Source organism: Chitinophaga flava, assembly GCF_003308995.1.
Classification (GTDB): domain Bacteria; phylum Bacteroidota; class Bacteroidia; order Chitinophagales; family Chitinophagaceae; genus Chitinophaga; species Chitinophaga flava.
In genome coordinates, this window is record NZ_QFFJ01000002.1 from 2,469,633 (window position 1) to 2,495,620 (window position 25,988).

23 protein-coding genes are annotated in these 25,988 nt (G+C 48.5%); 16 read left to right on the forward strand and 7 right to left on the reverse strand.

Annotated elements, in window-relative coordinates:
* Positions 1-95: 95 nt before the first annotated feature.
* The 4 genes from DF182_RS26025 to DF182_RS26040 are packed head-to-tail and all read right to left on the reverse strand — an operon-like array spanning position 96 to position 6,956.
* A complete protein-coding gene (locus DF182_RS26025; protein WP_211327212.1) occupies positions 96-2,891 on the reverse strand; it encodes a hypothetical protein in 2,796 nt (931 codons plus the stop codon).
* Between the two features lie 30 nt (positions 2,892-2,921).
* Positions 2,922-5,087, reverse strand: a complete 2,166-nt coding sequence (locus tag DF182_RS26030; RefSeq protein ID WP_113618684.1) for a HEAT repeat domain-containing protein — start codon at positions 5,085-5,087, stop codon at positions 2,922-2,924.
* A gap of 15 nt (positions 5,088-5,102) precedes the next feature.
* The gene (locus DF182_RS26035) at positions 5,103-6,737 is read right to left on the reverse strand and encodes a HEAT repeat domain-containing protein (RefSeq protein WP_113618685.1); all 1,635 of its coding nucleotides are present in this window, start codon (positions 6,735-6,737) and stop codon (positions 5,103-5,105) included.
* A gap of 21 nt (positions 6,738-6,758) precedes the next feature.
* Complete coding sequence (locus DF182_RS26040; protein WP_113618686.1) at positions 6,759-6,956, reverse strand: hypothetical protein; 198 nt, start codon at positions 6,954-6,956, stop codon at positions 6,759-6,761.
* Between the two features lie 264 nt (positions 6,957-7,220).
* Here DF182_RS26040 and DF182_RS26045 point away from each other — a divergent pair, with 264 nt between their 5' ends.
* Both DF182_RS26045 and DF182_RS26050 read left to right on the forward strand, forming a co-directional pair.
* The gene (locus DF182_RS26045) at positions 7,221-8,411 is read left to right on the forward strand and encodes a histidine kinase dimerization/phospho-acceptor domain-containing protein (protein ID WP_113618687.1); all 1,191 of its coding nucleotides are present in this window, start codon (positions 7,221-7,223) and stop codon (positions 8,409-8,411) included.
* A gap of 23 nt (positions 8,412-8,434) precedes the next feature.
* Positions 8,435-9,784 (forward strand): sigma-54-dependent transcriptional regulator, encoded by a 1,350-nt coding sequence (locus DF182_RS26050; protein ID WP_113618688.1) that lies wholly within the window; start codon positions 8,435-8,437, stop codon positions 9,782-9,784.
* Positions 9,785-9,867: 83 nt separating this feature from the next.
* Here the strand turns inward: DF182_RS26050 and DF182_RS26055 are convergent, their stop codons facing one another.
* Positions 9,868-11,214, reverse strand: a complete 1,347-nt coding sequence (locus DF182_RS26055; protein ID WP_113618689.1) for an outer membrane beta-barrel protein — start codon at positions 11,212-11,214, stop codon at positions 9,868-9,870.
* Positions 11,215-11,441: 227 nt separating this feature from the next.
* Positions 11,442-11,987: a dihydrofolate reductase family protein gene (locus DF182_RS26060; RefSeq protein WP_161964273.1), complete on the reverse strand. Its 546-nt coding sequence runs from the start codon at positions 11,985-11,987 to the stop codon at positions 11,442-11,444.
* Between the two features lie 139 nt (positions 11,988-12,126).
* On the opposite strand from DF182_RS26060, the gene DF182_RS26065 reads away from it, so the two are divergent.
* From DF182_RS26065 to DF182_RS26080, 4 genes are all read left to right on the forward strand, one after another.
* Positions 12,127-13,023 (forward strand): aminoglycoside phosphotransferase family protein, encoded by an 897-nt coding sequence (locus DF182_RS26065; protein WP_113618691.1) that lies wholly within the window; start codon positions 12,127-12,129, stop codon positions 13,021-13,023.
* Positions 13,024-13,081: 58 nt separating this feature from the next.
* The gene (locus tag DF182_RS26070) at positions 13,082-13,666 is read left to right on the forward strand and encodes an RNA polymerase sigma factor (RefSeq protein WP_113618692.1); all 585 of its coding nucleotides are present in this window, start codon (positions 13,082-13,084) and stop codon (positions 13,664-13,666) included.
* Positions 13,667-13,994: 328 nt separating this feature from the next.
* Positions 13,995-14,162, forward strand: a complete 168-nt coding sequence (locus tag DF182_RS32390; protein ID WP_153260017.1) for a hypothetical protein — start codon at positions 13,995-13,997, stop codon at positions 14,160-14,162.
* Positions 14,163-14,180: 18 nt separating this feature from the next.
* The gene (locus DF182_RS26080; RefSeq protein WP_147243552.1) at positions 14,181-14,585 is read left to right on the forward strand and encodes a hypothetical protein; all 405 of its coding nucleotides are present in this window, start codon (positions 14,181-14,183) and stop codon (positions 14,583-14,585) included.
* Positions 14,586-14,654: 69 nt separating this feature from the next.
* Here the strand turns inward: DF182_RS26080 and DF182_RS26085 are convergent, their stop codons facing one another.
* A complete protein-coding gene (locus DF182_RS26085) occupies positions 14,655-15,788 on the reverse strand; it encodes a TlpA disulfide reductase family protein (RefSeq protein WP_113618695.1) in 1,134 nt (377 codons plus the stop codon).
* A 360-nt stretch (positions 15,789-16,148) separates the two neighbouring features.
* On the opposite strand from DF182_RS26085, the gene DF182_RS26090 reads away from it, so the two are divergent.
* The 10 genes from DF182_RS26090 (at position 16,149) to DF182_RS26135 (ending at position 25,981) form a co-directional block, all read left to right on the forward strand.
* Entirely contained in the window at positions 16,149-16,937 is a 789-nt protein-coding gene (locus tag DF182_RS26090) for an AAA family ATPase (protein ID WP_113618696.1), read from the forward strand.
* 80 nt (positions 16,938-17,017) lie between these two features.
* Positions 17,018-18,472 (forward strand): aminoacyl-histidine dipeptidase, encoded by a 1,455-nt coding sequence (locus DF182_RS26095; RefSeq protein ID WP_113618697.1) that lies wholly within the window; start codon positions 17,018-17,020, stop codon positions 18,470-18,472.
* 150 nt (positions 18,473-18,622) lie between these two features.
* On the forward strand, positions 18,623-19,198 hold the full coding sequence (locus DF182_RS26100; RefSeq protein ID WP_113618698.1) for a TerD family protein: 576 nt from the start codon (positions 18,623-18,625) through the stop codon (positions 19,196-19,198).
* A gap of 26 nt (positions 19,199-19,224) precedes the next feature.
* Complete coding sequence (locus DF182_RS26105) at positions 19,225-19,908, forward strand: TerD family protein (RefSeq protein ID WP_113618699.1); 684 nt, start codon at positions 19,225-19,227, stop codon at positions 19,906-19,908.
* 108 nt (positions 19,909-20,016) lie between these two features.
* Positions 20,017-20,655 (forward strand): vWA domain-containing protein, encoded by a 639-nt coding sequence (locus DF182_RS26110; RefSeq protein ID WP_113618700.1) that lies wholly within the window; start codon positions 20,017-20,019, stop codon positions 20,653-20,655.
* Positions 20,656-20,696: 41 nt separating this feature from the next.
* Positions 20,697-21,332 (forward strand): vWA domain-containing protein, encoded by a 636-nt coding sequence (locus DF182_RS26115; RefSeq protein WP_113618701.1) that lies wholly within the window; start codon positions 20,697-20,699, stop codon positions 21,330-21,332.
* 7 nt (positions 21,333-21,339) lie between these two features.
* Positions 21,340-21,969 carry an AIM24 family protein gene (locus DF182_RS26120; RefSeq protein ID WP_113618702.1) on the forward strand — a complete coding sequence of 210 codons (630 nt, stop codon included), beginning with the start codon at positions 21,340-21,342 and terminating at the stop codon, positions 21,967-21,969.
* Positions 21,969-23,024: a TerY-C metal binding domain-containing protein gene (locus DF182_RS26125; protein ID WP_113618703.1), complete on the forward strand. Its 1,056-nt coding sequence runs from the start codon at positions 21,969-21,971 to the stop codon at positions 23,022-23,024. The genes DF182_RS26120 and DF182_RS26125 overlap by 1 nt, the downstream gene beginning before the upstream one ends.
* A gap of 13 nt (positions 23,025-23,037) precedes the next feature.
* The gene (locus DF182_RS26130) at positions 23,038-24,441 is read left to right on the forward strand and encodes a PP2C family serine/threonine-protein phosphatase (RefSeq protein WP_113618704.1); all 1,404 of its coding nucleotides are present in this window, start codon (positions 23,038-23,040) and stop codon (positions 24,439-24,441) included.
* A gap of 31 nt (positions 24,442-24,472) precedes the next feature.
* Positions 24,473-25,981, forward strand: coding sequence for a helix-hairpin-helix domain-containing protein (locus DF182_RS26135; protein WP_113618705.1), 1,509 nt, complete (start codon positions 24,473-24,475; stop codon positions 25,979-25,981).
* The last annotated feature ends 7 nt before the right edge of the window (positions 25,982-25,988 follow it).

A 25,988-nucleotide genomic window follows, 5' to 3' on the forward strand; every position in this document is an offset into this window, starting at 1 on the left:
TTTTTGAGAGATGCAGACAAGGGTGATTTCCATAATCATGTACTGAGCAACCCACAGAATGGTCAACTATAACCATCCTGTGGGCTTTAAAGTATTTATCCCAGTTTCTCTTCCAGTTGTTGTATGGCACTGTTGATGACTGCCAGTTGTTCTTTTACCTGCCGGGTATGCGGATATTGTGCCAGCAGTTCTTTCAGCAGCTGGTGTCCTTCGGCCAGGTTGCCCGACTGGAGGGTTTTTGCGGCACGCTGAAATAATTGTACTGCTGATTCCTGATCGGGGTCATACACCGGGAAGTATTTATAGGTAAATGTTTCCCATAGCGTTGTATCCCAGGGCCAGTGTTGTTGCAGTACATCTTTATTCATGCCTTTGAGCACCTGTGGAAACTGTTTACCGTTGAAGTTGGGTTCCAGCCGGTGTACTACTTTACAAATGCCGCCGTATACGATAGCAGCTGCATCCGCTAATGCGGAAGGAACGGGTTTGCCGTTCAGTTTTGTTACGTAGTCATTCCATTTTTTCCAGAAGGTATACAGCATGCGGTCGCCGAGTGGGTTGTTGGCGGTGAGCTGCTGATACCCTTTGAAAAGCAGGGTGAGAAACTGTTCCAGCTTATCAGCATCCTGATGGAGATATTTGCCCCATACGCTGTTGGTGTTTCTGAACAGGTGTTCGAGTACCAGGTAAGGCAGGGTGGCGTTGGTGTTGTTGCCGGAGGGTAGTTCGCTGAAGATACGATCAATCAGGTCGGCGGGTTCGATGGCAAATACGAGGGCGGCCACCGGCCACTGTGTATACGGACAGGTCCATCCACTGAATTCCCAGTCGTTGAGTGTATGGATACTTCTTTTGGAATGGATCTCCGGCATGTTGTACTGCATGTACTGCCGGTAATTTTCCTGGGTAAAGAGGCGGAGCAGTCTTTCCCGGTATTCCAGGTCGATGAAGCCCGCTTGCTCGAGATATTTGCGAATGATATATACACCATCCTTGTCTTGTGAAACCAGGATGTAGTCGAGGCTGAGGCTTACCAGTTCCGGAGTGACCAGTTTGCCTTGCTGCAGGATGGTGACTACTTGTTGCAGCAGACCGCTGGAGGGTGGCAGCTGTAACAGCAGGCGGTATAATTCGATGATCTCACTTTTTTTGATGGTCCGGTTGTTCCAGGCATCATTTACCAAACGCTGGGCTTCCATAAAACTCTGCATGCCGTTCTTTTTCAGCATAGCATCTTTGAGAGTAGAGAGGAAAGCACCTGTTTGTTCGGCTTTGTCAGCGCCTTTGAGCAGCCAGGTGGCACCGGTAACGGCTATCATGTAGGGCAGTTCTGCTCTTAATGCCGGATGTTGTTCTGCCAGTTGTCCGATTAGTTGCACCCATTCATGCAGGGGCTGTTGCGGATACCAGGCAATATGCCGGTAGAGGGCTTGTAACAGGGACGGTGCCAGTTGGCTGAAATCTGCTTCCAGTGTTTTGAGTACGCGGTATACGCGGTCCAGTTCCTGAATATCTTTTGCCTGGTCGAGCAGCAGACCCATACTTCTTTTGAGGTTGGGATCATCGCTGTAGGAAAATGTCTGAAGCCTGGTGATGACTTGTTGTTTGAGTGCAGGAGGGTACCAGTGTCCTTCGAGCACATCGCAGAACAGTTGCAGTAAGGGCTGTCTGTTTTGCTCATCGACAGCCACTTCGCAGGCAGCGGCAGCCAGGAGTGATTTCAGGTGATGATCTGTTTCTGCATTGGCTAATGTAACCAGCAGGGCTTCTGTTTGCACGGATTTGCGGCCGGTGTGCAGAAAAACCTGCACGAGGGCGCTACGGAGGGCTACCAGTGGCTCTTCACGGATAGCTTTAGCCAGTGCGGGTTCCAGCTGTTCCTGCCACTGCGCAAACTTGGCCGTGAGCAACGGCAGCGTGGCTTCCCGTACATAGGGACTGGCATCCTGTAGTCCGCCGATGATCAGCTGAGGCAGGTCGGCCTGTTGTAATAATTGCAGCAGGCGGATTTTGAGGCCAGCGGAGGTGGTTTGTGTAAACAAATCAACAAACAGCGGCTGCAGCTCCGGATGTGCTGCCAGTCTGCCCCTGACTAATTCCAGCAGTTCCGGCTGGTCGGGCATTTGTTGCAGTGCGGCAAACAGGTCCCGGAAAAAACTTTCATCTACCTGTCGCATCGCCGACAACAATTCGATGATCGTTGTTCTTACCGATAGAACAGTTTCTACCGGTATCATCCTGGTGAGTTGTGATAAAACATCGGAAGGCAATACGGGCATTGCCGCAAGCTGTTGCAGGGCGGTATGCCGGAGTGCAGTGGGTTCCAACGGGTCGAGGAAGTGCACCGTCATCCGCGCGGCATGGGGCTGAGGTAGTTGTTGTACCAGTGTTAGCAACGGGCCACGACAAGCTTCCGGAGCCAGTGGAAGATAATCGGTGATTTTAGCGATGGTATCTTCCGTTTTGCTGACACTGTGCTGTAATCCTTCGATGCTGGCCAGTTGTATGTCGGTGTCCAGATCGTTGGCCATCGTTTCTGCCAGTATCTCCTGTATCCCGCTGATATGTGATGCCAGTGTTGCCAGCCTGCTGACGGCCATATAACGCAGCTGGCGTTCCGGATCGAGGCAGGCGGTAAGCGACAGCGTATGGATATAATGTTGATGCTCCTGTACACGCGCAGGGTCTATGTCACAAAGCAGCGTAAGTATAGCTGTTTTGACTGAAATGGTCTCTTCTTTTTGCAGGGCATCGCATAAGCGGGTGATGCCTTCTGCTGTTTCGAGGAAGGGGCGCAGGTCGCTCAGTGCGGCCAGACGCTCTTCCGTGCTGCGTTCTGTAGATAATAGTATATCGAATAAAAGAATTTCTTCCGCCATATTCCTTTTCAATGGAGATGATGAATAATGTACCAGCCGGTGCTAATCGGCAAAACCAGGACCTTCAGCTGCCGGGTTGGGAGCCGGGGCTACGCTGCGTTGCAGCGCTTCCATGTCTACACCGCAGTTGCGGCAGGCCGTACTAAGCTGATCTTTGAATATGTTATCTGCTAACATGCCTGGCAATTTAGCTGCGGCTGTCAACAGCTTTGGCACCGGTTCCCAGGTATTGTTGGCAGAGAGATATTGCAGGAAGGGAAGTATACCTTCGGCAGTGGTCTGTTGCAGCATCCGTTGTGTAAATACTGCTTCCAGCTGGTCATGCCATACCATGTGCAATAATTCATCCAGCTGTATCATATTGATATAACGACCTCTCTTTTCCAGCAGCTGCCATAGCCCTTCCCGGAGAATCTCAGCAGAAGGGTTGCTCTTCAGTATCAGCAGGTACCATTTGAATTTGGATTCATTGCCCAGGTCTGTATGAAGGAGCTGGTTCATGGCATAGCGACTCAGGTGTTCGTTGATGCCTGCTTTCACAGAAAGGAAACGGAGTATCTCCACATCGGAAACACCTTCCTGGTACAGTACATTGCTGTTGGCAGGGTGGAGGGCTGCCAACAATACTTTGCCGGCCATTTCAGGATTATCATTATAGAAGAGCCATATATGCGGGAAGATACCATTCAGGTCGTGGGTTACGTCGGCTTTATGCAGCCATTGTTCCCAGTTGATCTGAGCCGCGCCGTTGTGGGCAATGGCTTTCTCCTGTACCTGCGTGCAGATGTGCAGCAGGTCCTGGGCTGTTTCATGGTCTGCGAGCCGGCTGAAGACTTCCACGGCTGCCTGTGGCAGTTGCGGGATACAGCTGATTTTCCGTGCGAGCAGCAGGCGTTGCTGATAGGGAAGGTCCTGTTGCAGTAGTGCAGGAGCTGCTGCTGCGATAGCCGTGGTATTGTCTGGTGTCAACGGTACCAGCAATAAACCTTGTACAGCCCAGGACCGGATGGCGGTAGAAGGAGCTTCCAGGGCACGGAGGTAAAAACGGTTCCATGCTTCGCCGGTGTTCATGGCGCTGGTGATGGCTTTCAGGATCACGGCTTTGCAGTCGTCGTGCTGTTCTTTTTCATAGGCGGCCATAAATTTGTCGAGCAGGGCGATTTTTTCAGCGACCTGTTTGCCGAGTATGTCATAGATGCTTATGGCGACTGTTGTCTGAATGTCCTGGTCCAGCAGTTGCCAGAGTGTATCAGACAATGTTTCGTTGCGGCTGGTGTAGGGTGCCAGCAGGTAGAGTAGTTGCTGTGCTACCTGTATATTTTTTTCCGTGAGCAGGCAGTTACCCAGGTAGGCGATATTATCAGGGGTAAGCGTGAGACTATACGCAAATACCTGCATGGCGGCCTGTCTTACGGCAGGATCGGGATCTTCCCGGAGTGCTTGCAGCAGGATGGCTGTCACCTTCGTATGGCCGATACCGTGTACTGCCAGCAGCTGTATGCTCCATTTGCGGAGCGATGCGTTTTTATCGGATTGGATGAGGGTACACAGGGCTTCTTCAGGAACGATGGAGCGGTCTACACAATAGCGCAGTACCATTTCCTTGATCACGTCGGGTGTAGCCGGTTGCAGCTGTTGCACCAGTACTGCGGGTTCCAGCTTGTCGCGCAGCAGGAGACGGTTGAGCAGAACCAGCTTGTCGGTAGTATCTATCGTATACAGGATATCGAGATAGAAGGCCAGGTCCTCATCACTGATATGGGCGGGTATGAGCAGCCAGGAGAGTATTTGGCGTTGTACATCTGCATTATCCTGTTGCCGGTAAAAGTCAATCAGCTGGCGGCGTGCAGCAGGATGGGCCAGTGAAAGCCTGCCCAGTAAGGGTAGGATGATATCGCGGGATTCATCCTGTTGAAGGGATGCCGACAGGAGGGTGATGAAGCCTTCCTTGTCGGGTATCTGCTGTAAGCCGTTGGCAACAAGACGTTGCAGCATATCGGCTTTCAGCTGTGTGTCTGTTTCATCAGCGATAAGGCTGATCCAGCGGGAGATGATGGCCGGATCATTGAGATAGTGGGCTGCCGATGATAGCAGGGAGTATTTATTGTCTGTATCGGAGAATGGCACCATGTCGAGCATCAGGAGCGCCTGTTCGCTGCCGGCATTTCTCCTTGCTCTGATGGCTGTAATAGTATTACTGAGGTCCATATTTTCAGTAGTTTATCAGGAGGTTTTTAAAGTACCTGGTTTCAGGCCTGAGAGGGCGTCAGCCAGCATCTCCTGTTGTGAATCGTCTAAAGGAAGTTTCATTGTAGCGTCCAGTGCTTTCTGTCTGGACAGGGTGTCTGCCAGTTCATTTTTGACAACGTTGATCAGGATATCAAACTTCTTGTCTACACCCGGGCGCAGATAGCCGTCGAGGCAGAGGCGTACCAGTTCGCGGTCGTTGTCGTACAGCAGTACGTCCTCCAGTGCGGGTGGTATCTGGGCATATATTTCCGCAGCATTGGCCAGAATGCCGGCGCAGGTGATACGGAAAGGAGAGCCGGGTTCTGTGAGCTCGGCACAGAAAACATCCACCAGCTGAGGATGACGCGCTACAGACAAGGCTTTGATCTGATTGAACAGTACTTCCCGCAGTGTTTCGTTGTGTTCCCGGCGGAACAGCGCTATCACAGGCTCCAGCACTTTTTCCATGCTGATCTTACCGATCAGCAGTTGTAATACCCGCTGGCGCTGGCTGGTGTTGGGAAGTCCCTGTATACTCTGAAGGAGCAGCTGACTGATCTGTTCATCACGGCCGGCATAGGGAGCCAGCATATCTGTGAGCAGATCAAATTCATGGCTGGCAAATACACCGGGATGGCCTGAGAAAGCTGTTGCTACCTGTGTTCTTATTTCCGGGATGCGCATCACTGGTTTGAGCTGTTGTAACAGGGTAGCACGTACGCCTTCCGAACGGTCGGAGCCCAGCAGGGCGGCCATGGCGATCAGTTGTTCGTTGGTGCGTTCGGGTAGTTCGGATTGCATACGTAGCGCCTGGCTACGGATACTTTCATCGCTGTCATTGGTGGCCGACCAGAAAAGCTGCAGGATGATTTCTTCTTTCCATGGTTTTATCCGGGAGAGGGCGTTAAGGGCTTCTGCCCGGGCATATGTTTCCGGATCGGTGCGCAGCACGGGTATGATGACGTCTGCATATGCCGGTTCCAGGAGGCGGGCTCCTGCTAGCCTGCGCAGGATGCGGAAGCGTACTTCGCGGTCATTTTTTACATCGAGGTAAGGTTGTAAACCGGCGACCAGCAGCTGACTCCAGGAAGGGCATTTTTCTGCTATATCGAGGGCCTGCAGCTGCATCACCGTAGGGGCGTTCACGTTTTGCTGCAGGGCGGCAAGGGCTGTATCTTCTGAGATGGAGGGCAGGGAAGACAAGGTATCCTGAACGGCTATACGTTCTGCTTCACTCAGGGAGTCCTGTCCGGATAACGCTACAAAGAAGGCTGCCAGGCGCGGGTCCTGGTGGATACTTTCCTGAAGGCGGTATAACAGGGCAGTGCGGGTATCGCGGTCTTTTTCCTGGCGGTATACATCCAGCAAAGCCTGAAAGAGCGCGCCGGTATCGGTAAAACGGGAGGTGTTTAACCCGGCGAGAAACTGCAGCAGCTGTGTTCTGGTTTCTTTGTCTTTGGTCAGGGGCAATACTTCCAGCAGGGCGGTGGTCACTTCAGGCACATGCAGGTTGCGGGAAGCCATCTGAATAATCTGTGCTTTAATAACCTGTTCGGAATGCGGGCTGCCCAATACTTTACGGATAAGCCCGGGCAAAGCCTGCTCAGGGCGTTGGGAGTTCTGGTCCATGCTATCGTTTTTTCAAATGAATCAATGGCCGGTGATGGCTTCAATTTTTTCCAGGGATATCAGTCCGCGTTTACCTTCTTCGGTCCTGATCTCTACATAATCAACATCAACATGGGTTACAATACCGCTGAGTGTGTGATGGGCCAGGAAGATACGGACGGGCAACTGCTCTGTTTTGCTACTCTCGAGCATGACAATGAATACATTCAAATTGGACATATGGTTAACATTTTTTTATGTTGTTTCCGGATGGCGGTAAATATAAGTATTTTCAGCGGTTGCAACCGTTAATAAAAAAACGGGTAAATACCTTACCATTTTGATAAATACCCTACCATTTTGGTATACCCGGCAAATGGAAAGAGAGAAGGTACTTTTTTTAATGTATTGAAAATCAGTTTTTTGTTTTTAGAGGCTGCTATTTATAATGGAATGGCATCTGTTTGGTGGCATGTTGGTTGAAAACTTATAATTTTTACTATCATGCTACGGTTAAGAACAAAGCTGACCCTGGGTCTCATATTCCTGTTTGCCGTGACACTAGCGATCAGTATGCAGGGTATTTACCGTATATACCAGCTGGACCGTGATGCCCGGTTGATTCTCCAACAGAATCTGCATTCCATCGTTTATTGTAACAATATGCTGCAGGCACTGGAAAAAGGGCCCGTAGATTTTGATATGTTGCAGCAGAACCTGGACCTGCAACAGCGCAACGTTACGGAACATGGGGAAGAAGCCCTCACCACCAAGGTGGCAGCACAGATGAAACAGCTGCAGACAGATCCCCGGAATGAAGCCCTGATCAAGTCATTGCGGCTAACGGTCATGCAGATAGCGGTGATCAACCAGGAAGCCATTGTCCATAAAAACAATGCGGCTTCCGCCTCGGCTTCCAGAACGATTCTGACTTTATCTGTCATTAGCCTCATCCTGCTCAGCGTTTTCCTCATCTTTATTTTCAGCTTTCCGCAGATCATCACCCGTCCTATCAATCTGCTGGAAGCCGGTATCGGGCAGATCGCAGCCAGAAATTACAATGCGCGTATAGATCTGCAACCCGGTGATGAATTCGGGGAACTGGCAGCTGGAATCAATACGATGGCAGAGAAACTGCGCACCTATGAAACCAGCAACCTCGAAAAAATACGCTCCGAAAAAACAAGGATAGAAACCATCATCAACCTGATGAAGGATGCTATTATCGTATTCGATGATAAAAAAAATATCCTGTTTATGAACACGGTGGCCAAACGTATATGCGGCCCCGTTAAAACATCGAACCATCCGGTGCTGGACATGATCACCAGACATCCTGCCAATCAGGAGCTGAAAATCAACAATGGCGAACAAACGGCGACCTTCATCAAAGAGGTGATCAGTGTAAGCAATAATAATGATGTGATCGGTGAAGTGATTGTGCTGCGCGATATGAGTGCCATACAGGAACTGGCTGCCGCCAAAACAAAATTTATAGCAACGGCTTCCCATGAGCTGAAAACACCCATCGCTTCCATGCAGATGAGTCTTAATCTGCTCGCTGACAGCCGGACAGGCCCACTGCTGCCCGCGCAGCAGGAACTGGTGAACAGCATCAGTGAAGACGTGGAAAGGATATTGAAGATCAGCACAGGTATATTGGATATTACCGATGAACAGTTACAGGCTATCTGACGCATTGTCAAATCACCCAAAATATGACAACCGGAACAATCTTAGTAGTGGAGGATGAAGAGAAACTTCGTCATCTGTTAAAACGTATTATCGTACTGGAAGGCTTTGCTGTACACGAATGCAGCAGTATGAAAACAGCCCGGCGTATCCTCGAAACAACACCGGTGGATGTTATCCTCAGCGATGTAATGTTGCCGGATGGCAATGGTATAGACCTGGTATCCCATGTACAGGAACGGGGCCTGCAGGCCGCTACCATCCTGCTGACGGCCTATGGTAATATTCCGGATAGTGTGCGGGCTATTAAACAGGGTGCTTTTGATTATATCACCAAAGGCAACGACAATGCAAGGATTATTCCCTTGCTGTACCGTGCTCTCGAAAAGGTAGCATTGCAACGAAGGGTGCTGCAGCTGGAAGCCCGTGTGGGCAACCGCTATGCCGCTTTTAATGATATCCTGGGTGCTGCTGCCGGTATCCGCGAAGCTAAACAACTGGCCGCGCAGGCTGCTCCCAGCGGGATTCCGGTGTTGTTACTCGGTGAAACGGGCACCGGAAAGGAAATGTTTGCACAGGCTATCCATCATGCCAGCACCCGGTCGGAGAAAGAATTTATTGCCATCAACTGCAGTGCCATCGGGAAGGATATCCTGGAAAGTGAATTGTTTGGTTATAAGGCAGGCGCTTTTACAGGTGCTTCCAGAAACAAAAGGGGCCTGATGGAAGAAGCCGATCAGGGCACGCTGTTCCTCGACGAGATCGGGGAGATGCCACTGGACCTGCAGGCCAAGCTGCTGCGGGTTTTGGAAACATCTTCGTTTATCAAAGTAGGGGATACCCGCGAAACAAAAGTGGATATCCGTATTATAGCAGCCACCAACAGAGACCTGGTAAAGGAAATAGCAGCCGGCCGTTTCCGGGAGGATCTTTATTACCGGCTGAATGTGTTTGCCATTACCCTGCCGGCCTTACGGGAGCGGAAAGAAGACATACCGCTGTTTGCTGCTTATTTTATGCATTTGTTTGCCGGAAAAAGTGGAAGACAGGTGAACAGTATGAACAGTGAATTTATTACCCAGCTGACTATGCACGATTGGCGCGGTAATATCCGTGAGTTAAAAAATGTAATAGAACGCGCCGTGATTGTGGCTTCCGGCACAGAACTGACACCAGATACACTGCCGCTTGACATCCGTCTCCACAGGAGCCCGGTACATCAACCTGGCGCTTTTGATCTGGCTACTATGGAAAAACAACATATCCAGTGGGTGGTGCGGTATGCGGCGGGCAACAAGTCCAAAGCAGCCAGGCTATTGAATATTGGGTTGTCTACCCTCTACCGGAAAATGGAAGAATACAGCCTGTCTTTTTAAAACCCCGGGCATGTTCATAAAAAGGGCGGCCTCTCTTTTGATGCGCACAGTTAGCTGTGGGAGACCACCCCTTTATAACTTTATCAGAATCGTACAATCAGGTCCATGGCCGTTGTAAACTGGTCTTTGCGCAGCCCGTTGTCATATGGGGTGGCATCGCTTTTCCAGGCACGTTCGTAACGGACTTCAGGCCTTATCCTCACCAGATCATTGAAATGATGTACCCATCCGATGGTATGGCTGGTATACACCGTCGTATAGCCGGTACGGTTACCCTGCGGATCGTTTAGCATATCGTTGCGGATAGAAAGGTAATCCCTTTTGTGAGACAGCTGTATCTGGAAATAGTTGACCAGCCCTACTGCTGAAGCAATGCCGGGGATAGTGGCGCCCAGTCCGGTGCCCATGTACCATTTTTCTCCGGGCCCTTCTATAGCGGTGCCTCCTACGGCTGCTTCGTGCTGCCAGATATAATAGGCTTCAGTATGCATATGTACCCTGCTGCTGAAGCGGTGTCCCCATGTAGCGACCACCATTTGTAAATTGTCGTGTGCATTTTTGTAGTAACCTTTTCCCATGGAATTGATACCGCCGTAAAGTGCATTATTGTTATCACTGGAAACCCACCTGGCCATCAGCAGTCCGTTGGGACTGGCAGAATTGCTCCAGGGCGCCATATCATTACCGGCATGTACGCCCGCAAAGAGCTGCCAGTGCGCGTTGAGGCGCAGCGCGGCATGTACGCCGGTAAACGTGTAGGGGTCTACGGTAAACATCAGGGAGTGGGAATAAAGATAGTTGTCAGGCGCCCATTGTGCTTCAATGTCAGCAGGTGAGATAAAGCGGCCCACCTTGATCAGGAGCCCTTCCGCCACGCGGGGCAGATAAAGCATGGCATATACCTGGGTAGGATCATAACCATACAGGTTATTTTTTTGCAGCAGCTGGTCGCTGAAAATACCTTTTGCCAGCGTATACCGGTAATCTGTGCCGTAAATATTGTCTACCACAAAGCCCCAGTCGGCATGTTCGCGCTGTACGGTGTTGGGCTGCCGCTCTATCCGCAAAATCAGCTGATCCAGCACCACACTGTTGGGTACCAGGTTATAGGAAGTGGGAGCATTGGAACTACGGCTGGTGCTGAAGTTGCCGCCTACGTCTACCCAACCGTAAATTTTAATACGGCTTTTGTTGCCGGCCAATCCCAGTGCACGGGTCAGCGGATAATCCGGTGCGTCCGCCGGAATGCCCACCAATGGGCCACCTACCCATTCCCCGCTGGGAAAGGGAGGAGCTGAAAGTGGAGAAGGTAAACTTCTTCCGTTGGAACTGTCTACAGCTACAGGAGGCATTTTACGCATAGTGTCTTGTTGGGCAAATCCTTTTGATAATATCAACATCAGGACAAAGCAGGAAATAACATTTTTCATCTTGAAACAGAAATTGGTGAATTGAACGGCTTCCTGATATCCAAAGATGTGCCCCGGGTAACAGACTTTTGGGCTATGCGCGTGAAATATTTGATGGTAAAGGTTTTGGGGAGATATTGTTTGGAGAGGGATGATGGGGAAGGAGTAGGACTACCGTATCAGAATGATAAAACCATGTCAAAATGAGAAAATGGTGAAATATCAGGATTGTGCTGCCCAAGTAAAAATTACTTAACAGGTTCGAGGTAAAGTTGTTGTACTCCGGACTTAAACAGTTTACTGTGGCTGGTCTTCAGTAGAATACGCTGTTCGATGCCGGTGAACAGCGGGTTGCCGGCGCCCAGGATGATAGGGATCACGCCCAGTTGTATTTCATCTATAAGCCCGGCATTCAGCATGGAAGAGGCAAGGCTGGCACCCCCGAACAGCCATATGTTCCGGCCAGGCTGTGCTTTGAGGGAAGTCATTGCTGTGATCATGTTTTCCCTGACCAGGTGAATACTGTTGTTGACCGAAGTCAATGTCCGGGAAAAGACAATCAGCTGCTTACTGAAGATGGTGTCCCATAATTCTTTGTCCATTTTGGAAGTTGAGGGTGGCCCGTTTTTGAGGTATTTATCGTAACATTTTCTGCCGAAGAGGATGGTATCTGTTTCATCCAGAAAGACATTGAACTGCATGTCCTCATCCATTATGCACCAGTCTGTTTCTCCGTTGGGGCCTTCCATATAGCCATCTATACTGATGGCTGCGCTGAAGATTATTTTTCTCATACTTTCAGGGTTTTGAGTGCAGGGTAAATGTAAACAAAAGGCGCTATTAACCATTGGATACTCCATATGTGAAAATGTATTTATGTTTAAGAGAGAACCAGATGGCTATTTTTATGTTATATGATAATCCGGAAACAAGATGAGAAAACCAATTGTTGACATACAGGAAATGATCACGGCCATCGCTACACTGGGTGGGGAAATAACCCATATAGAACCAGTGCAGGATGGGGAAGAGTCCTTTGCATTCAGGGTGATCATCTCCGGAAAAAAATATGTGCTGAGGGCTAATCACCATATTCACGGTTTTGAGAAAGATGATTTTGTATGCCGTCGGTTTGCCGGTCCGGCCTTGCCTATACCGGAGATAGAGGCGATAGGTGTATTGGATAACGGTGTAGCCTGGTGTTTGTCGGTGCTGGTACCGGGTGTTACTCTACAGGACTTACCGGTGGCGGCGTTGCCGTCTGTTACCGGAGCAGTGGATGGTGTCATGAAAGCCATGGCAGCGGCGCCGCTGGATGGGATGAGTGGTTTCGGGCCTTTTAATGCGCAGGGGCATGGCCGTTATACCAGCTGGAAAGCCTATCTGGAAAGCATTGTCAACGATCCGTTGTACAACTGGCAGGAAGCTGGTAAGCGTGTGGCGATGAAACGGGTGGTGCCATTACAGGAGCAGTTGCTGCAGTCTATTGCAGCCTGTCCTGAAAAACGACAGCTGGTACATGGTGATTTTGGTTCCAATAATGTGTTGACAGACGGACATCTGGTGACGGGTGTAATAGACTGGTCAGAGGCTATGATAGGCGACAGCCTTTATGATATGGCTAATATTTTTTTCTGGCGTACCTGGTTGGACTGTATGGAATACCAGGCCCGTTATTTTGAAGCGTTTCCGCTGGACAAGGCCAGGCTGGCCTGTTATCAGATGCGTATCGGACTGGAACAGGTGTATCAGACAGCTATAGATGGTGCAACAGATGATCTGGACTGGGCGCTGCTGCGCTGTGAGCACCTGTTAGGTTTATCCCGCTGAATTGTCTTGAAAGGAATTTTCCTGTAATATTGCAGCTTCATGTTTTTCCTAGTTTAACATGCACGACAAAGAATTATGGTCTTGGTACAAATCCGGAGAAATCAGTGGACTGGAAGGGCTTTATAACAGCTATTACGCGCCATTGACCAATTATGGATTTAAGTTTACCCCTGATAAATTCTTTATAGAAGAAAGTATTCAGGACCTGTTCCTCAAGTTATGGAGGAACAGGGATGCGATTGTTACACCGCTGGCGGTAAAACAATACCTGCTGCTTTCTTTCCGTCGTATATTACTGCGTAAACTGGAATACAGCCCTTCCCGGCTGGAGGATGCGTTTTCCGGGGAACATATTCCTTTTAATCTGGAACTGTCTTATGAACACCCGTTGATCAGAGCTGAGCGTGCGCAGGATCTGAAGCGGAAAGTAGATGCACTGCTGGATACACTTACCAACCGGCAGCGGGAAGCCATCTTCCTGAAGTATTACGAAGACCTGTCGTATGAGGAGATAGCAGAGATTATGCATATCAACCTAGGAGGCACCTACAAACTTGTATATCGCGCATTGGAGCGCCTGAGAGAACAATTCGGCGATTTTTCCCTTCTCGTTCTGCTATATCTGCTGCAGCAACGCCGTTAAAAAAATTTTTTTTCATTTTTTTTAGAAAAATGGGATAATCCGGATATCCATTTGTGTCTGTATGGTTACAGCTGAAGGAAAAGGTTCATGGATGTGATGAATAAAGATTTTAATGATTATCTCATGGAGGATTTTCTGGCGGATGAATATTTTATCCGCTGGGTAAAATTTCCCGATGCCGCTACAGATAAGTTCTGGCGGCACCCAAGCTGATGCAGCTCAATCCCGAATAGGAGCCTAATGAAAGAAAGTAAACCAACCAATAAAAAAGGTGGCGAACCCATAGTAAATGGCGTTCGCTACCAACGATCTGATTAAAAATGATCGCATGTACAAACCGCTAAAATCATCTCCCCGGAAATTATTCCTTTATAGTCTTCTTCTGATAGCCTTTCCTGCGGCCGCTCAGGACAAAGGAATCCATTTTGAACACGCACTCAGCTGGCAACAAATAAAAGCCAGGGCCAATGATTTTAAAGCCTTACAAACCCGTTAGCAGCAAAAATACCCGGAAGTGGCCACATTGATCACCGAAAAATTCAGATTGCAATGGTATCAGCGTAGTAAATCCTATGATCTTTTTGAACAGGGTGTACAGCAGTTTATGAAACAATATGCCCATCAGGTAGATGCTTCAGAGCTGAACAGCTTCGCCCGCAGCCTGGGCCGTAATACCCGCGATACTGCATTGGTACGGCAAGCGCTGGACTGGTGTGAACGTGCCGTAAAAGAAAAGCCGGATCCGCAATTTATCGGCACAAAAGCGTTTCTGTTATACCGGCTGGGAGACACCGATCAGGCCATCCGTTTGCAGGAAGAAGCCATCAGCAGGATCGAAGACAAAATGGAAAACAAATATCAGATTGAATACCAGCAGAAACTACTGGATAAGATGAAGAAAGGGGAGGAGATAAGGTAACGAAACATTTTTAAAGAGAGGACGTCTCAATTATTTGAGACGTCCTCTTTGTAGGTTACGCCGGAATATTTAAGACTTCAACAACTCAGCCAGTTTTTTCTCGAGGTCTTTGCCTTTCAGGTTTTTGGCGATTATTTTACCATTTGGGTCTACCAGAAAGTTCTGAGGTATATATCTGATACCATACATCCGGCTAACTGCGTTATTCCAGCCTTTCAGATCAGAGACTTGCTGCCAGGTTAATCCGTCATGTTTGATGGCATTCAGCCAGTTGTTACGGGATTTTTCGTCATCTACTGAAACGCCCAGCACCTCGAAGCCTTTATCATGGTACTTTGAGTAAGCCGCTACCACATTTGGATTCTCAGCGCGGCAAGGACTGCACCAGGAAGCCCAGAAATCAATCAGCACATATTTACCTCTGAAACTGGTCAGTGCGACAGGTTGTCCCGCTGTATCATTTTGCGTAAACTCAGGTGCAGATGCACCAATAGCCGTTGCTTTCATGATAGCCAGTTCTTTTGCATAATCTTTTCCAGCCATACTGTTTTTTACATTATTGGAGAATGATTCATACAAAGGCGTTAAAACCTTATAATCCTCGATGGAGGTACCTAATTTTTTCAATGCATCAAGTCCTGCAACGGATTGGGGATGCGTTTTTATAAAATTTATATAAGCTGTTTTTTCCTCTTCTTTAATGGCAAAATACTTTTTATCCAACACCGCCCGCACAGAAGAGTCATTTTGTTTGTCTTTGGGCAGTGCATAATAATCTGCCATAAAGGTCTTCATCTGATCGGCTGGAGCTTTTAATGCCGCCAGTAGTTCCTCCTGCTCCCTGTTGATAGCCGATCCTGTTATACTGGCATCAGGTAACGAATCCTTACCGTTGATTTTTATATTACCTGGCTCCAGGTAAATTGTTCTTTGATCTACACCATTGCCCTTCATGCCCGATCCCAGGTAATTGACAATAAGGGTCGCCCGCTTTGGTTCATCAATGTTTCCTTTGAATACAAATTTACCTTGTGTTATCATGCAGGAATCTGTTATGTTTTGATCAGCTGTACGATAATTCAGATAAGCCATTGCTGGTTTTGTTATTTCTTTTTTAAGACTTCCATTCACGGTGAATTTCCCTTGCTGGGCAAACATTACACCTGGTACCATCATTCCTGATAGAAAAAAAATTACTTTCATTTTCCTTTGTTTTTTAAAAATTATAAGGCTCCGGAGAGCTGCTGCTTTTTATCTCGCTCCAATAAAAGTTGAAACCGTTCAAGCTCCATTGCACTTCTGTCTCTGTCAATATAAAGTGGAATGCAGAGGTAAAACGTACTATTCCAAAGTCACTTTTTTTATAAAATATTATAAAAAAATATATGTATTTAAAGGCATAGCCTGCGTCTTCCAGGCGTTCATGTATTTGTTTGAGGGTTATTACGTATCATCCGGCAGCGCTCTCTCGTTGTGTTGTTAATAGAAATCTAAAAATGAAAAAAGTGACTTTTGATACACCCTTTTTGTTTTATCTTGTAGCATCGTTTAATATTGCTTGTTATGCCTTTCCTTCGCTCTTTTTCCATTAATGCCACAAGACAACAACCTTTTCCGTATAACGTGCCGGCTGTCAGGTTTGCCAAAGACATTGCACTTGATAAACAGATCACTATTCTGGTAGGAGACAATGGTAGTGGTAAATCCACTTTGCTGGAGAGTATCGCACTTCATCTCGACCTCCCGCTGATGGGAGGGGACATCGGTATGCGGGAAGGCTTTGAGGCCGCAAGGACCTTGCAGCCCTATCTGAGTATACAACAGGTCAGAAAACCATTGCAAGGATTTTTTTTCCGCGCAGAAGATTTCAGCGATTTTATCTATAGTCTGAAACGTCAGCGCGACAGGAACAATATGTACCTGGAACCCTTACGCGGAGAGGTGGCCGATGCAGTAATCAATGAACTCAATGATGGAATGAACATGGCCCTGCGTGAGATGCGCCGCGACTACGGAGAGAACCTCCTGGCCTTTTCCCACGGAGAAGCCTATCTGAAAATAATAGAAGAAAAGATCTCCGACAACGGCATCTACCTGCTGGACGAGCCAGAAGCCGCCTTGTCGCCGCAAAAGCAGCTTGCCCTTATCTCCTATATACTGGAGATGGTGAAGCGTCGCAACACACAGTTTATCATAGCCACTCATTCTCCCATCCTGATGGGCATTCCGGAAGCACAGCTTTATGAGATACAGGAGGAGGGAATACAACCTGTTGAATACCAGGAAACGGAACATTACCGGATTACCCATTCCTTTCTGAGTAACCCTGGTTCCTATCTGCGTTATCTATAGCCTTTTGTGTGTTTCACAGGATTTATATACATTGCCAGCCGGATATTTATGCCGCAATAATTTTCTTATAACAGCTTTACATGGAACTAACAAAACTTGCCCCGCAGGCTTTATGGCAGCATTTCAGCAACCTGAATGCTATACCCAGGGCTTCCAAAAAGGAAGAAAGGGTGGTCGCCTTTATGATGGAATTCGGACAACAACTGGGACTGGAAACGAAGAAAGATGCTGTCGGGAACGTGGTCATTAAAAAACCGGCTACCCCCGGCATGGAAGACCGGCAGACTGTCATCCTGCAATCACACGTGGATATGGTACATCAGAAAAACGGTGATACTGTATTTGACTTTGATACCCAGGGCATCGATATGTATATAGACGGCGACTGGGTAAGGGCCCGCGGCACTACCTTAGGCGCAGACAACGGCATCGGCGTAGCTGCTATCATGGCGATCCTGTCGGCTAAAGACTTACAGCATCCGGCTCTCGAAGCCATGTTCACCATTGATGAAGAAACAGGTATGACCGGCGCTATGCAGCTGGACCCCACCAATTTCAGCGGCCGTATCCTGCTGAACCTCGATACAGAAGAGGAAGATGAACTGACCATCGGTTGTGCCGGCGGACTGGATACCAATACCCGTGGCAGTTATCAGGAGGTAGGCGTACCGGCAGGTCATATCGCTTATGCCATCACCATCAAAGGTTTGCTGGGAGGCCATTCCGGCATAGATATACACAGAGGCAGAGGCAATGCCAACAAACTGATGAACCGCCTGCTGTATAAAGCTAAGCAGTCTTTCGACCTGGGCCTGGCCACCCTCGATGGCGGCAGCCTGCGTAATGCCATCCCCCGCGAATCCCGCGCTACCGTGGTGATACCTGGTGCCGACAAAGCCGCTTTTGAAACGTTTATCCGTACAATCACTGCCGTGCTCAATGAAGAATATAAAACCATTGAAGCCGGTCTAACGGTAGAGGCTATCCCAACAGCCACACCTGCGGCCATCATGGAGCCAGCTTATTTCAGCAAACTGCTGAATACCCTCTATGCAGTGCCCAATGGCGTATTCCGGATGAGCCCCGATATCAAAGACCTCGTGGAAACTTCCACCAACCTCGCCAGAGTGATCGTAAAAGACGGAGTGTTTACTACACAGTCCCTGCAACGCAGCAGCGTGCAAAGCACCAAAGAAGATGTAGCCCTGGCCGTTAGAGCTGCTTTCGAAAATATGGGCTGTGAAGTATCACAGACTGGCGGTTATCCCGGCTGGAAACCCAATCCGGATTCTGCTATCCTGAAACTGGTACGCTCCCTGTATAACGACCATTTCGATCATGTACCCAAAGTAGGTGCCCTCCACGCCGGCCTGGAATGCGGTATCCTGGGCTCCCTGATGAATGGCCCTGATATGGTTTCTTTCGGACCTATCATCCGCGGCGCACACTCTCCCAATGAATGTGTACAGATATCTTCTGTAGGCCGGTTTTATGATTACCTGCTGCATATCCTGAGAGAGATACCGAAACGATAGTATTTAGCCCTTGCCTGATGAAAAGGATTTATGTATTTGTATGCCTGATCTTGTCCGTACAGTTCCTGTACGGGCAGGAACAGGCTTGGCACATCCGGAACACTTATAAATTAAAAACATTATCTTACCTACGTTTAAAATTTCCGAACAATGGCTATTAACTTACAAAAAGGACAAAGGATTGATATTGGTCTGTCCAATATCAGTGTCGGACTGGGATGGGAACCGAATGATGGAACCAGTGCGGCCTTCGATCTGGATGCTTCTGCCTTTATGATCGATGATAACAGGTTGATTCCCGAAGAAGGTTTTTTTGTGTTTTATGGCAACCAGGATTCTCCGGATACTGCACTGCATCATACCGGCGATGACCCTACCGGTGGCAACAGCGACGGTGGTGATGATGAAACCATCATGGTAGACCTCACCAAAGTAGACCCCCGCGTAAAGGAAATCCTGTTTGTGGTAACTATCCACGACGCCATCTCCAGAAGACAGAACTTCGGACAGGTAAGGGATTCGTATATCCGTATCGTTGATAATGCCACTTCTCAGGAGATCGCCAAATATGAACTGGGCGAAGACTTCTCCATCGAAACAGGCGTGGAGTTTGGCCGCCTTTATGTAAAAGAAGGGAAGTGGAAATTTGAAGCCTCCGGTAAAGGTTACAAAGAAGACCTCGCATTTTTCCTCTCCAAATACTTTAAAGGACAGATCATCAAATAATATCCTTCATACTTAAACCTATCCATATGGCTATCAACTTAGTTAAAGGTCAAACGATTGACCTTCGCAAAAACGATAAAGGAGAAGAATTTGATCTTTCTACCGTGACGGTAGGATTGGGCTGGGATGTAAGACAAAAGAAGAATGAAGGCGGTTTCTTCGGCAAACTCTTTGGCGGTGATAAAAAAGAAGAGGAGTATGATCTGGATGCTGTGGCCATGCTGCTGGACAGCAACGGAAAAGTAGCCAACCTGGGCCGCACCGTACAAACCAGAGATGGCAGAGCCATGGGACTATACGAAAGTGATGTGGTGTTCTTTAACTCCATGAAACATCCTTCCGGCCATATCTGGCTGACCGGCGACAACAGAACCGGCGCAGGCGATGGCGACGACGAACAGATCATCATCAAACTGGACCAGCTGGACCAGCGTTACGATAAAATACTGTTCATGGTGACTATCTATCAGGGACGTACGAACAACCAGCATTTCGGGATGATCGAAAATGCGTTTATCCGTGCGGTAGACCGCAATGGTAAAGAAATCGCGCGCTTCAGCCTTTCCGGCGACAGCACCTACAATGGCATGTGCTCCATGACTTTTGCGGAAATTTATCGTAAAGATGGCGCCTGGAAATTCAGGGCCCTTGGTAACCCGCACCAGTCCGATAGTTTCATCGATGAACTGAAGAAGCTGACCTATTCCTGATTCAGGAATTGATTGATTTAGAGAATTATTGAATTTACTGTAGCATAAAAGATGATGACACGTTGACCCGTGCGCAATGCACTTTTATGTTCATTTAACCGATATTGTATGAGAAGACTACCCGTTTACCTTTTGCTGGACACTTCCGGCTCTATGAGCGGAGAGCCCATCGAGGCTGTAAAAAATGGTGTGCAGGTAATGATCAGTGCATTACGACAAAACCCACAGGCCATCGAAACCGCGTTTATCAGCATCATCACTTTTGATAGTACTGCCAAACAGGTAGTACCCTTGACAGATCTGGCTTCGTTTCAGATGGTAGATATCCGCGCTACCGGCACTACTGTGCTGGGAGAGGCTTTGCAGCTGGTCAGCTCCTGCATCGACAGAGAGGTGGCCAAAACTACTGCAGAACAGAAAGGCGATTGGAAACCACTGGTGTTTATCATGACAGATGGTGTACCAACTGATAACTGGCAAAGTGGCCTGTCTGCTTTCCGTCAGCGTAAGACAGCTTATACTGTAGCCTGCGCCGCAGGTCACAGTGCCGATACTTCCGTGCTGAAACAAATCACGGAAAATGTAGTGAGCCTCGATACTGCCGACAGTCACAGTATTTCCCGCTTCTTCACCTGGGTGACTGCTTCCATCGGCGTCAGTTCTACCCGTGTAGAAGACTCCGGAAAAGAAGTGACCGGCCTGCATGAACTGCCACCACCGCCTTCCGAACTGAATATTGTAGTGTAAGGATTCATCATCATTTATCATCATTCATCACAGTTAGTTATATGCGACGACTACCGGTATATTTCCTGCTGGACACTTCCGGTTCCATGTATGGAGAACCCATACAGGCATTAAACAATGCCCTGAGCGGAATGGTCAGCAACCTGCGTATGGATGCCCATGCACTGGACTCTCTGTGGCTCAGTATCATCACTTTTGACAGAGATGTGAAGGAGCTGATGCCTCTCACAGAACTGGTCAGTTTTCAGCTGCCGGAAATAACCTGCCCTCAGAGCGGCCCCACACATACCGGTGCAGGACTCGATTTTCTCTACCACAGAGTAGTAAAAGATGTACAACGTGGAACGCCCACCCAGAAAGGAGACTGGCGCCCGCTGTTGTTCATTTTTACAGATGGAAAACCATCTGATCAGCAGCTGTACCGGGAAATGATCCCTAAAATAAAAGGCCTCAACTTCGGCGCTATCGTAGGATGCGCCGCAGGTAAGGCCGCCGACAACGATATGCTCAAGGAACTGACGGATACGGTCGTCCACCTGGATACCGCCGACAGCGCCACGTTGCGCCAGTTCTTTAAATGGGTGTCAGACACCATCGAGCAAGGAAACAAAAGTATGGGCACAACGGAACAGGTTACCCTGCCGCCACCGCCCCAGGAAGTGAACTTAGTTATCTGATTGGAATATGAACGTAAAACTTATAGGGCACGATTTTAAAAGCCTGCAGGTAGAACTGTTTCACAACGAAAAATTCTATTGTGAGAAAGGAGCCCTGATCTATTATGAGGAAGGTATCAATTCCTCCATCAATGTTTTTGACAAAGGTGTGGCCGGTATGCTCAAAAGAAAACTGACAGGTGAAAGCATCTTTCAGGTAGAGTTGTGCAACACCAACGTTAATCCGAAAAAACTCATGGTTGCCGGCAGGGTAGGCATGCTGCCGGTCAACCTCAAAAACGTGCCCGGCGGTATTATCTGTAAAGCCGGCTACTATGTAGCGTCTTCAGATAAGATAGATATAGACGTGAAAATGAACCTCACCTCGCTGATCGGCGGAACCGGTTTGATCATGCAGAAAATAACCGGTTACTGCACTGTCTTCCTCGATGTGATAGGTACCGTTGTAACGCTGGACCTGGTAGCCGGACAAACTGTTTTTGTGGATGAAAAAAGTTTTATCTGCATGAATGCCGATATGCAGAACAGAATGTCTTCCCACTTCTCCGGTAGCAATATGCTGGGAGGGGAAGGCCTTACCATGCTCAAAATCACAGGGCCTGGTACGGTATATGTCACCTCCGTAAACTTCCGATAATGAGAAGACTGCCCATTTATTTTCTGATAGATGTCTCCGAATCTATGGTCGGAGAGCCCATACAGCAGGTAGAAGAAGGTCTGTCACAGATCATTCAGGCGCTGAAAGCAGACCCCTACGCTATTGAAACCGTTTGGGTTTCCATCATCGTTTTCGCAGGACAGGCTAAAACCCTGGTGCCCCTGCAGGAGATCATAAATTTTTACCCACCCCGTTTCCCCGTTGGTGGCGGCACTTCCCTGAGCAAAGGGCTGGGACACCTCATGTATGAACTGAGAAAGAACCAGGTGAAAACTACCTACGAACAGAAAGGAGACTGGAAGCCCATCGTATTCCTCTTCACCGACGGCGTGCCTACAGATGATACCCGGCCCGCCATCGCGGAATGGAAGCAGCAGTGGCAGCGGACGGCCAATATGGTGGCCATTTCTTTCGGTAACGAAGCAGATATTCATGTGCTGAAAGAACTGACAGAAAATATTCTTCATTTTAAAAACAGTAATGTTGCCGCATACAAACAATTCTTCAAATGGGTAACGGATTCCATTAAAACCAGCAGCGAAAGTGTGGAGAAAAACAGCTCCGGATTTGAGCTGTCTAAAATATATGACAACGATACCCTGAGTAAAATAGACCTTTCCAAACCGATACCACCACAACAGTATACCGACAGCAATTACGCCGTGCTGGTAGGTAAATGCCAGAATATGAACCGGCATTACCTCATGAAATACCGGCGATCGGAAGAAGAAGCGAAAATTTATGGCATGGACTTCAACCGGCTGTCATACCGGCTGGTAGGCGCTTTTCAGGTAGACAATTCTTACAAGGAGCTGTCTGATGAAACAGCAGGCCCTTCCCGGATCAACAGTGATGAACTGATTGGCAGCCCCACCTGCCCCTGCTGCGGCAATCAGATAGCTTTTGCCATGTGCGTTTGCGGCCAGATCCACTGCATCGGGGAAGAACATATCAGTACCTGTCCCTGGTGTGGCAACAAAGGTACCTATGGCATCGGTGAAGGTGGTTTCGATGTGAACCGCGCCCAGGGCTAAAAAGCAATAATAAATGGGAAAAAAATATATCCGCGAATTGTTTGCTGCCAAAAACATTATCATTACCAGCAGCAAGGACCAATTGTTCGAGACATTTGTGAATGATGAACAGAACCAGCGTCTGGCCCAACAGATACTGGAAAATCAACAAAAACTCATGGATACATGGCAATATAAATCCAGGCTGGTAGATATACAGCAGCAACAGGTGGTCATCCCGAATGCCACGGCCGGCAAGCCTTATCAGGCCCGGCTGGACTTCCGGCAGCTCAACTGGACAGACATCTCCTGGTCGGCCATGGAAGGGCTGGAGGAATACGGGCTGCAATACAATCCGCAGACCGGTGAAATTCAGGGGACGCCAGTAAAAAGTGGTGATATCCGCCTGAAACTGAAGTTCCGCCTGGCAACAGCAGGAGAGGGCACCGCGCCCAATGAAAAACTGATCCCGCTGGTGATCAATCCCGATCCCAAGTCGTTATGGAAGGATATTCCAGGCGATCAGGCAGCCCCTTTCTGGAAACCGGACAGTGTGGCTGAATCAGCCCTGTTGGGCGATCGTTTTGTGACGGTGGCCTCCAAACGCGGTCGCAGTCATGCGAATGTGGGCTCTTTCCGGGATGATGATTATGCCTTCCGGTATTTTGAACCTTCGGGCTGGAGTGTGCTGGCAGTGGCCGACGGAGCCGGTAGTGCCAAACTGTCGAGAGAAGGCGCCCGCCTGGCTTGTACCGGTATTGTGCAGTATTTTGAACAGTATTTTAATACCGTCCCCTCTGGCGATTTTGATGCGCTGTTACAAGAACATGTGGCGGGTACCGGCACTGATACACAGAAAAAAATTACCCGTTTTGTATACGATAACCTGGGCAAAGCCGCTTTTACCGTTCATAAAAAACTGGAAGAATTTGCTGCCAATCAACAGGTTTCCATAAAAGATCTTCATTCCACCCTTATATTTGTGCTGCTGAAGAAATATGCTTTTGGCTATGTCATTATGAGCTTTGGAGTTGGAGACTGCCCTATCGGGCTGCTTAACAGGGACTGTTCAGAGATCACGCTGATGAACCGGCTCGACGTAGGAGAATTTGGCGGCGGTACCCGGTTCATTACTATGCCGGAAATCTTTACCAGCGATAAATTTCCCACGCGCTTCGGTTTTAAACTGGTACCAGACTTCTCTTATCTGATGCTGATGACAGACGGTATCTACGATCCTAAATTCGTGGTGGAAGCCAACCTGGAGAAAATCGACACCTGGAAAGAATTCCTGGCCGACCTGGGCGGAAAAAATCCGGAGAACACAGTGGTGCCAACAGGTATCGCCAGTCCTGAAGCCGCCAGAAGTCTGTCTGCCTGGCTCGACTTCTGGAGCCCGGGCAATCACGACGACAGAACTTTGATGATCGTCAGCTAACTGCATATTCATTAGGTAACGTACAACGAACATGAACACAAAAACGGTCCATTCTGTCATACATCCCGGTAAATCATATCAGTATATTGATAATGGAGAACCTATGCGTGGTGGAATGAAAGATGTGTACTTCAGCCCCGATAAGTCTTATGTAGTGGCGTTCTACAGAGATGAACAGGACTTCAGCTCCAAAGAAAGATTAAGAAAAATAGTAACAGAATACTACAACAGTTTCTTCAACCGTGAAGGCGGCGACTATTACAAAGACCTTTACTGCTGGCCTACCGATATGGTGGAGCTGGACAAAAAGGTAGGCCTCATTGTGCCTAGTTACAACAAGAATTTCTTTTTCAAAAAAGGATATGCTACCAGCGATCTGATCAGGGGTAAAGAGAAAGAAGGTAAATGGTTTGCTTCTCCTAAATTCAGAAATAAACAGTTTGCACTGCGACTCGATGAAACGGAGCTGGGCAACTGGTTAAGTTATTTCCAGGTCTGCGTAAACATCGCCAGAGGTGTAAAGCGTCTGCATGCCGCAGGGCTGGCCCATTCCGACCTCTCTTATAAAAACGTATTGGTAGATCCGGTGAGCAAATCGGCTGCCATCATTGATATAGACGGACTGGTGGTACCTGGTCTTTTTCCGCCTGATGTGATTGGCACTGCCGATTTTATTGCGCCGGAAGTACTGGCCACCAAACACCTGGATGTAAAAGATCCCAACAGGAAACTGCCTAACAGGCTCACAGATCTGCATGCGCTGGCCGTTATGATCTATATGTATCTGTTGTACCGGCATCCGCTGAAAGGTGGCAAGGTGCATGATCTCGATACAGAAAAAGATGATCTGTTGTCTATGGGCGAAAAAGCCCTGTTTGTGGAGCATCCGCAGGACACGTCCAACAGACCTAAGCTTAACCAGCTGAATCCAAAAGAACTGCCCTGGGCCGATGTCAGCAAATTGCCGTATACCACTACCGGCCCGTATCTGAAAGAGCTGTTTGATCAGGCTTTTATAACCGGCCTGCATCAGCCCAACAATCGGCCACCGGCCGAAATGTGGGAACAGGCACTGCTGAAAACCACCGACCTGATGCAGCCCTGCAGCAATGCGGCTTGCGAACAGAAATGGTATGTTTTCGATAATACCTTTTCTCCCAAATGCCCTTTCTGCGGTACCCCGCATCAGGGAACACTGCCGGTGCTCGACTTATACTACGAATTTAAACCTACCGTATGGAAGCCGGAAAACCACCGGCTGATGGTGTATCATAACCAATACCTGTTTCCATGGCATGTCAACCGGAACATCATCCGCAATGAAAGACTCGCTGCGGAACAAAAAGTACCGGTAGGATATTTCACTTTTTACCAGGGCAAATGGGTGCTGGTCAACCAAAAACTAAACTCCCTGAAAGACCTGACAGAAGACAAGGAAATACCACCTGGCACGATGGTGGAACTGACAGATGGTAAAAAGCTCCTGTTGTCCAGAGAAGAAGGTGGCAGGGTAGTGATCATTACAATGGCGAACAAATAAGAACCTA

Coding starts and splice junctions, on each gene's coding strand:
- DF182_RS26115 (WP_113618701.1), top strand. CDS start 20,697: ATGCGACGACTACCGGTATATTTCCTGCTGGACACTTCCGGTTCCATG.
- DF182_RS26085 (WP_113618695.1), bottom strand. CDS start 15,788: ATGAAAGTAATTTTTTTTCTATCAGGAATGATGGTACCAGGTGTAATG.
- DF182_RS26120 (WP_113618702.1), top strand. CDS start 21,340: ATGAACGTAAAACTTATAGGGCACGATTTTAAAAGCCTGCAGGTAGAA.
- DF182_RS26105 (WP_113618699.1), top strand. CDS start 19,225: ATGGCTATCAACTTAGTTAAAGGTCAAACGATTGACCTTCGCAAAAAC.
- DF182_RS26130 (WP_113618704.1), top strand. CDS start 23,038: ATGGGAAAAAAATATATCCGCGAATTGTTTGCTGCCAAAAACATTATC.
- DF182_RS26110 (WP_113618700.1), top strand. CDS start 20,017: ATGAGAAGACTACCCGTTTACCTTTTGCTGGACACTTCCGGCTCTATG.
- DF182_RS26125 (WP_113618703.1), top strand. CDS start 21,969: ATGAGAAGACTGCCCATTTATTTTCTGATAGATGTCTCCGAATCTATG.
- DF182_RS26050 (WP_113618688.1), top strand. CDS start 8,435: ATGACAACCGGAACAATCTTAGTAGTGGAGGATGAAGAGAAACTTCGT.
- DF182_RS26035 (WP_113618685.1), bottom strand. CDS start 6,737: ATGGACCAGAACTCCCAACGCCCTGAGCAGGCTTTGCCCGGGCTTATC.
- DF182_RS26030 (WP_113618684.1), bottom strand. CDS start 5,087: ATGGACCTCAGTAATACTATTACAGCCATCAGAGCAAGGAGAAATGCC.
- DF182_RS26065 (WP_113618691.1), top strand. CDS start 12,127: ATGAGAAAACCAATTGTTGACATACAGGAAATGATCACGGCCATCGCT.
- DF182_RS26070 (WP_113618692.1), top strand. CDS start 13,082: ATGCACGACAAAGAATTATGGTCTTGGTACAAATCCGGAGAAATCAGT.
- DF182_RS26055 (WP_113618689.1), bottom strand. CDS start 11,214: ATGAAAAATGTTATTTCCTGCTTTGTCCTGATGTTGATATTATCAAAA.
- DF182_RS26095 (WP_113618697.1), top strand. CDS start 17,018: ATGGAACTAACAAAACTTGCCCCGCAGGCTTTATGGCAGCATTTCAGC.
- DF182_RS26135 (WP_113618705.1), top strand. CDS start 24,473: ATGAACACAAAAACGGTCCATTCTGTCATACATCCCGGTAAATCATAT.
- DF182_RS26045 (WP_113618687.1), top strand. CDS start 7,221: ATGCTACGGTTAAGAACAAAGCTGACCCTGGGTCTCATATTCCTGTTT.
- DF182_RS26100 (WP_113618698.1), top strand. CDS start 18,623: ATGGCTATTAACTTACAAAAAGGACAAAGGATTGATATTGGTCTGTCC.
- DF182_RS26060 (WP_161964273.1), bottom strand. CDS start 11,987: ATGAGAAAAATAATCTTCAGCGCAGCCATCAGTATAGATGGCTATATG.
- DF182_RS26090 (WP_113618696.1), top strand. CDS start 16,149: ATGCCTTTCCTTCGCTCTTTTTCCATTAATGCCACAAGACAACAACCT.
- DF182_RS32390 (WP_153260017.1), top strand. CDS start 13,995: ATGTACAAACCGCTAAAATCATCTCCCCGGAAATTATTCCTTTATAGT.
- DF182_RS26040 (WP_113618686.1), bottom strand. CDS start 6,956: ATGTCCAATTTGAATGTATTCATTGTCATGCTCGAGAGTAGCAAAACA.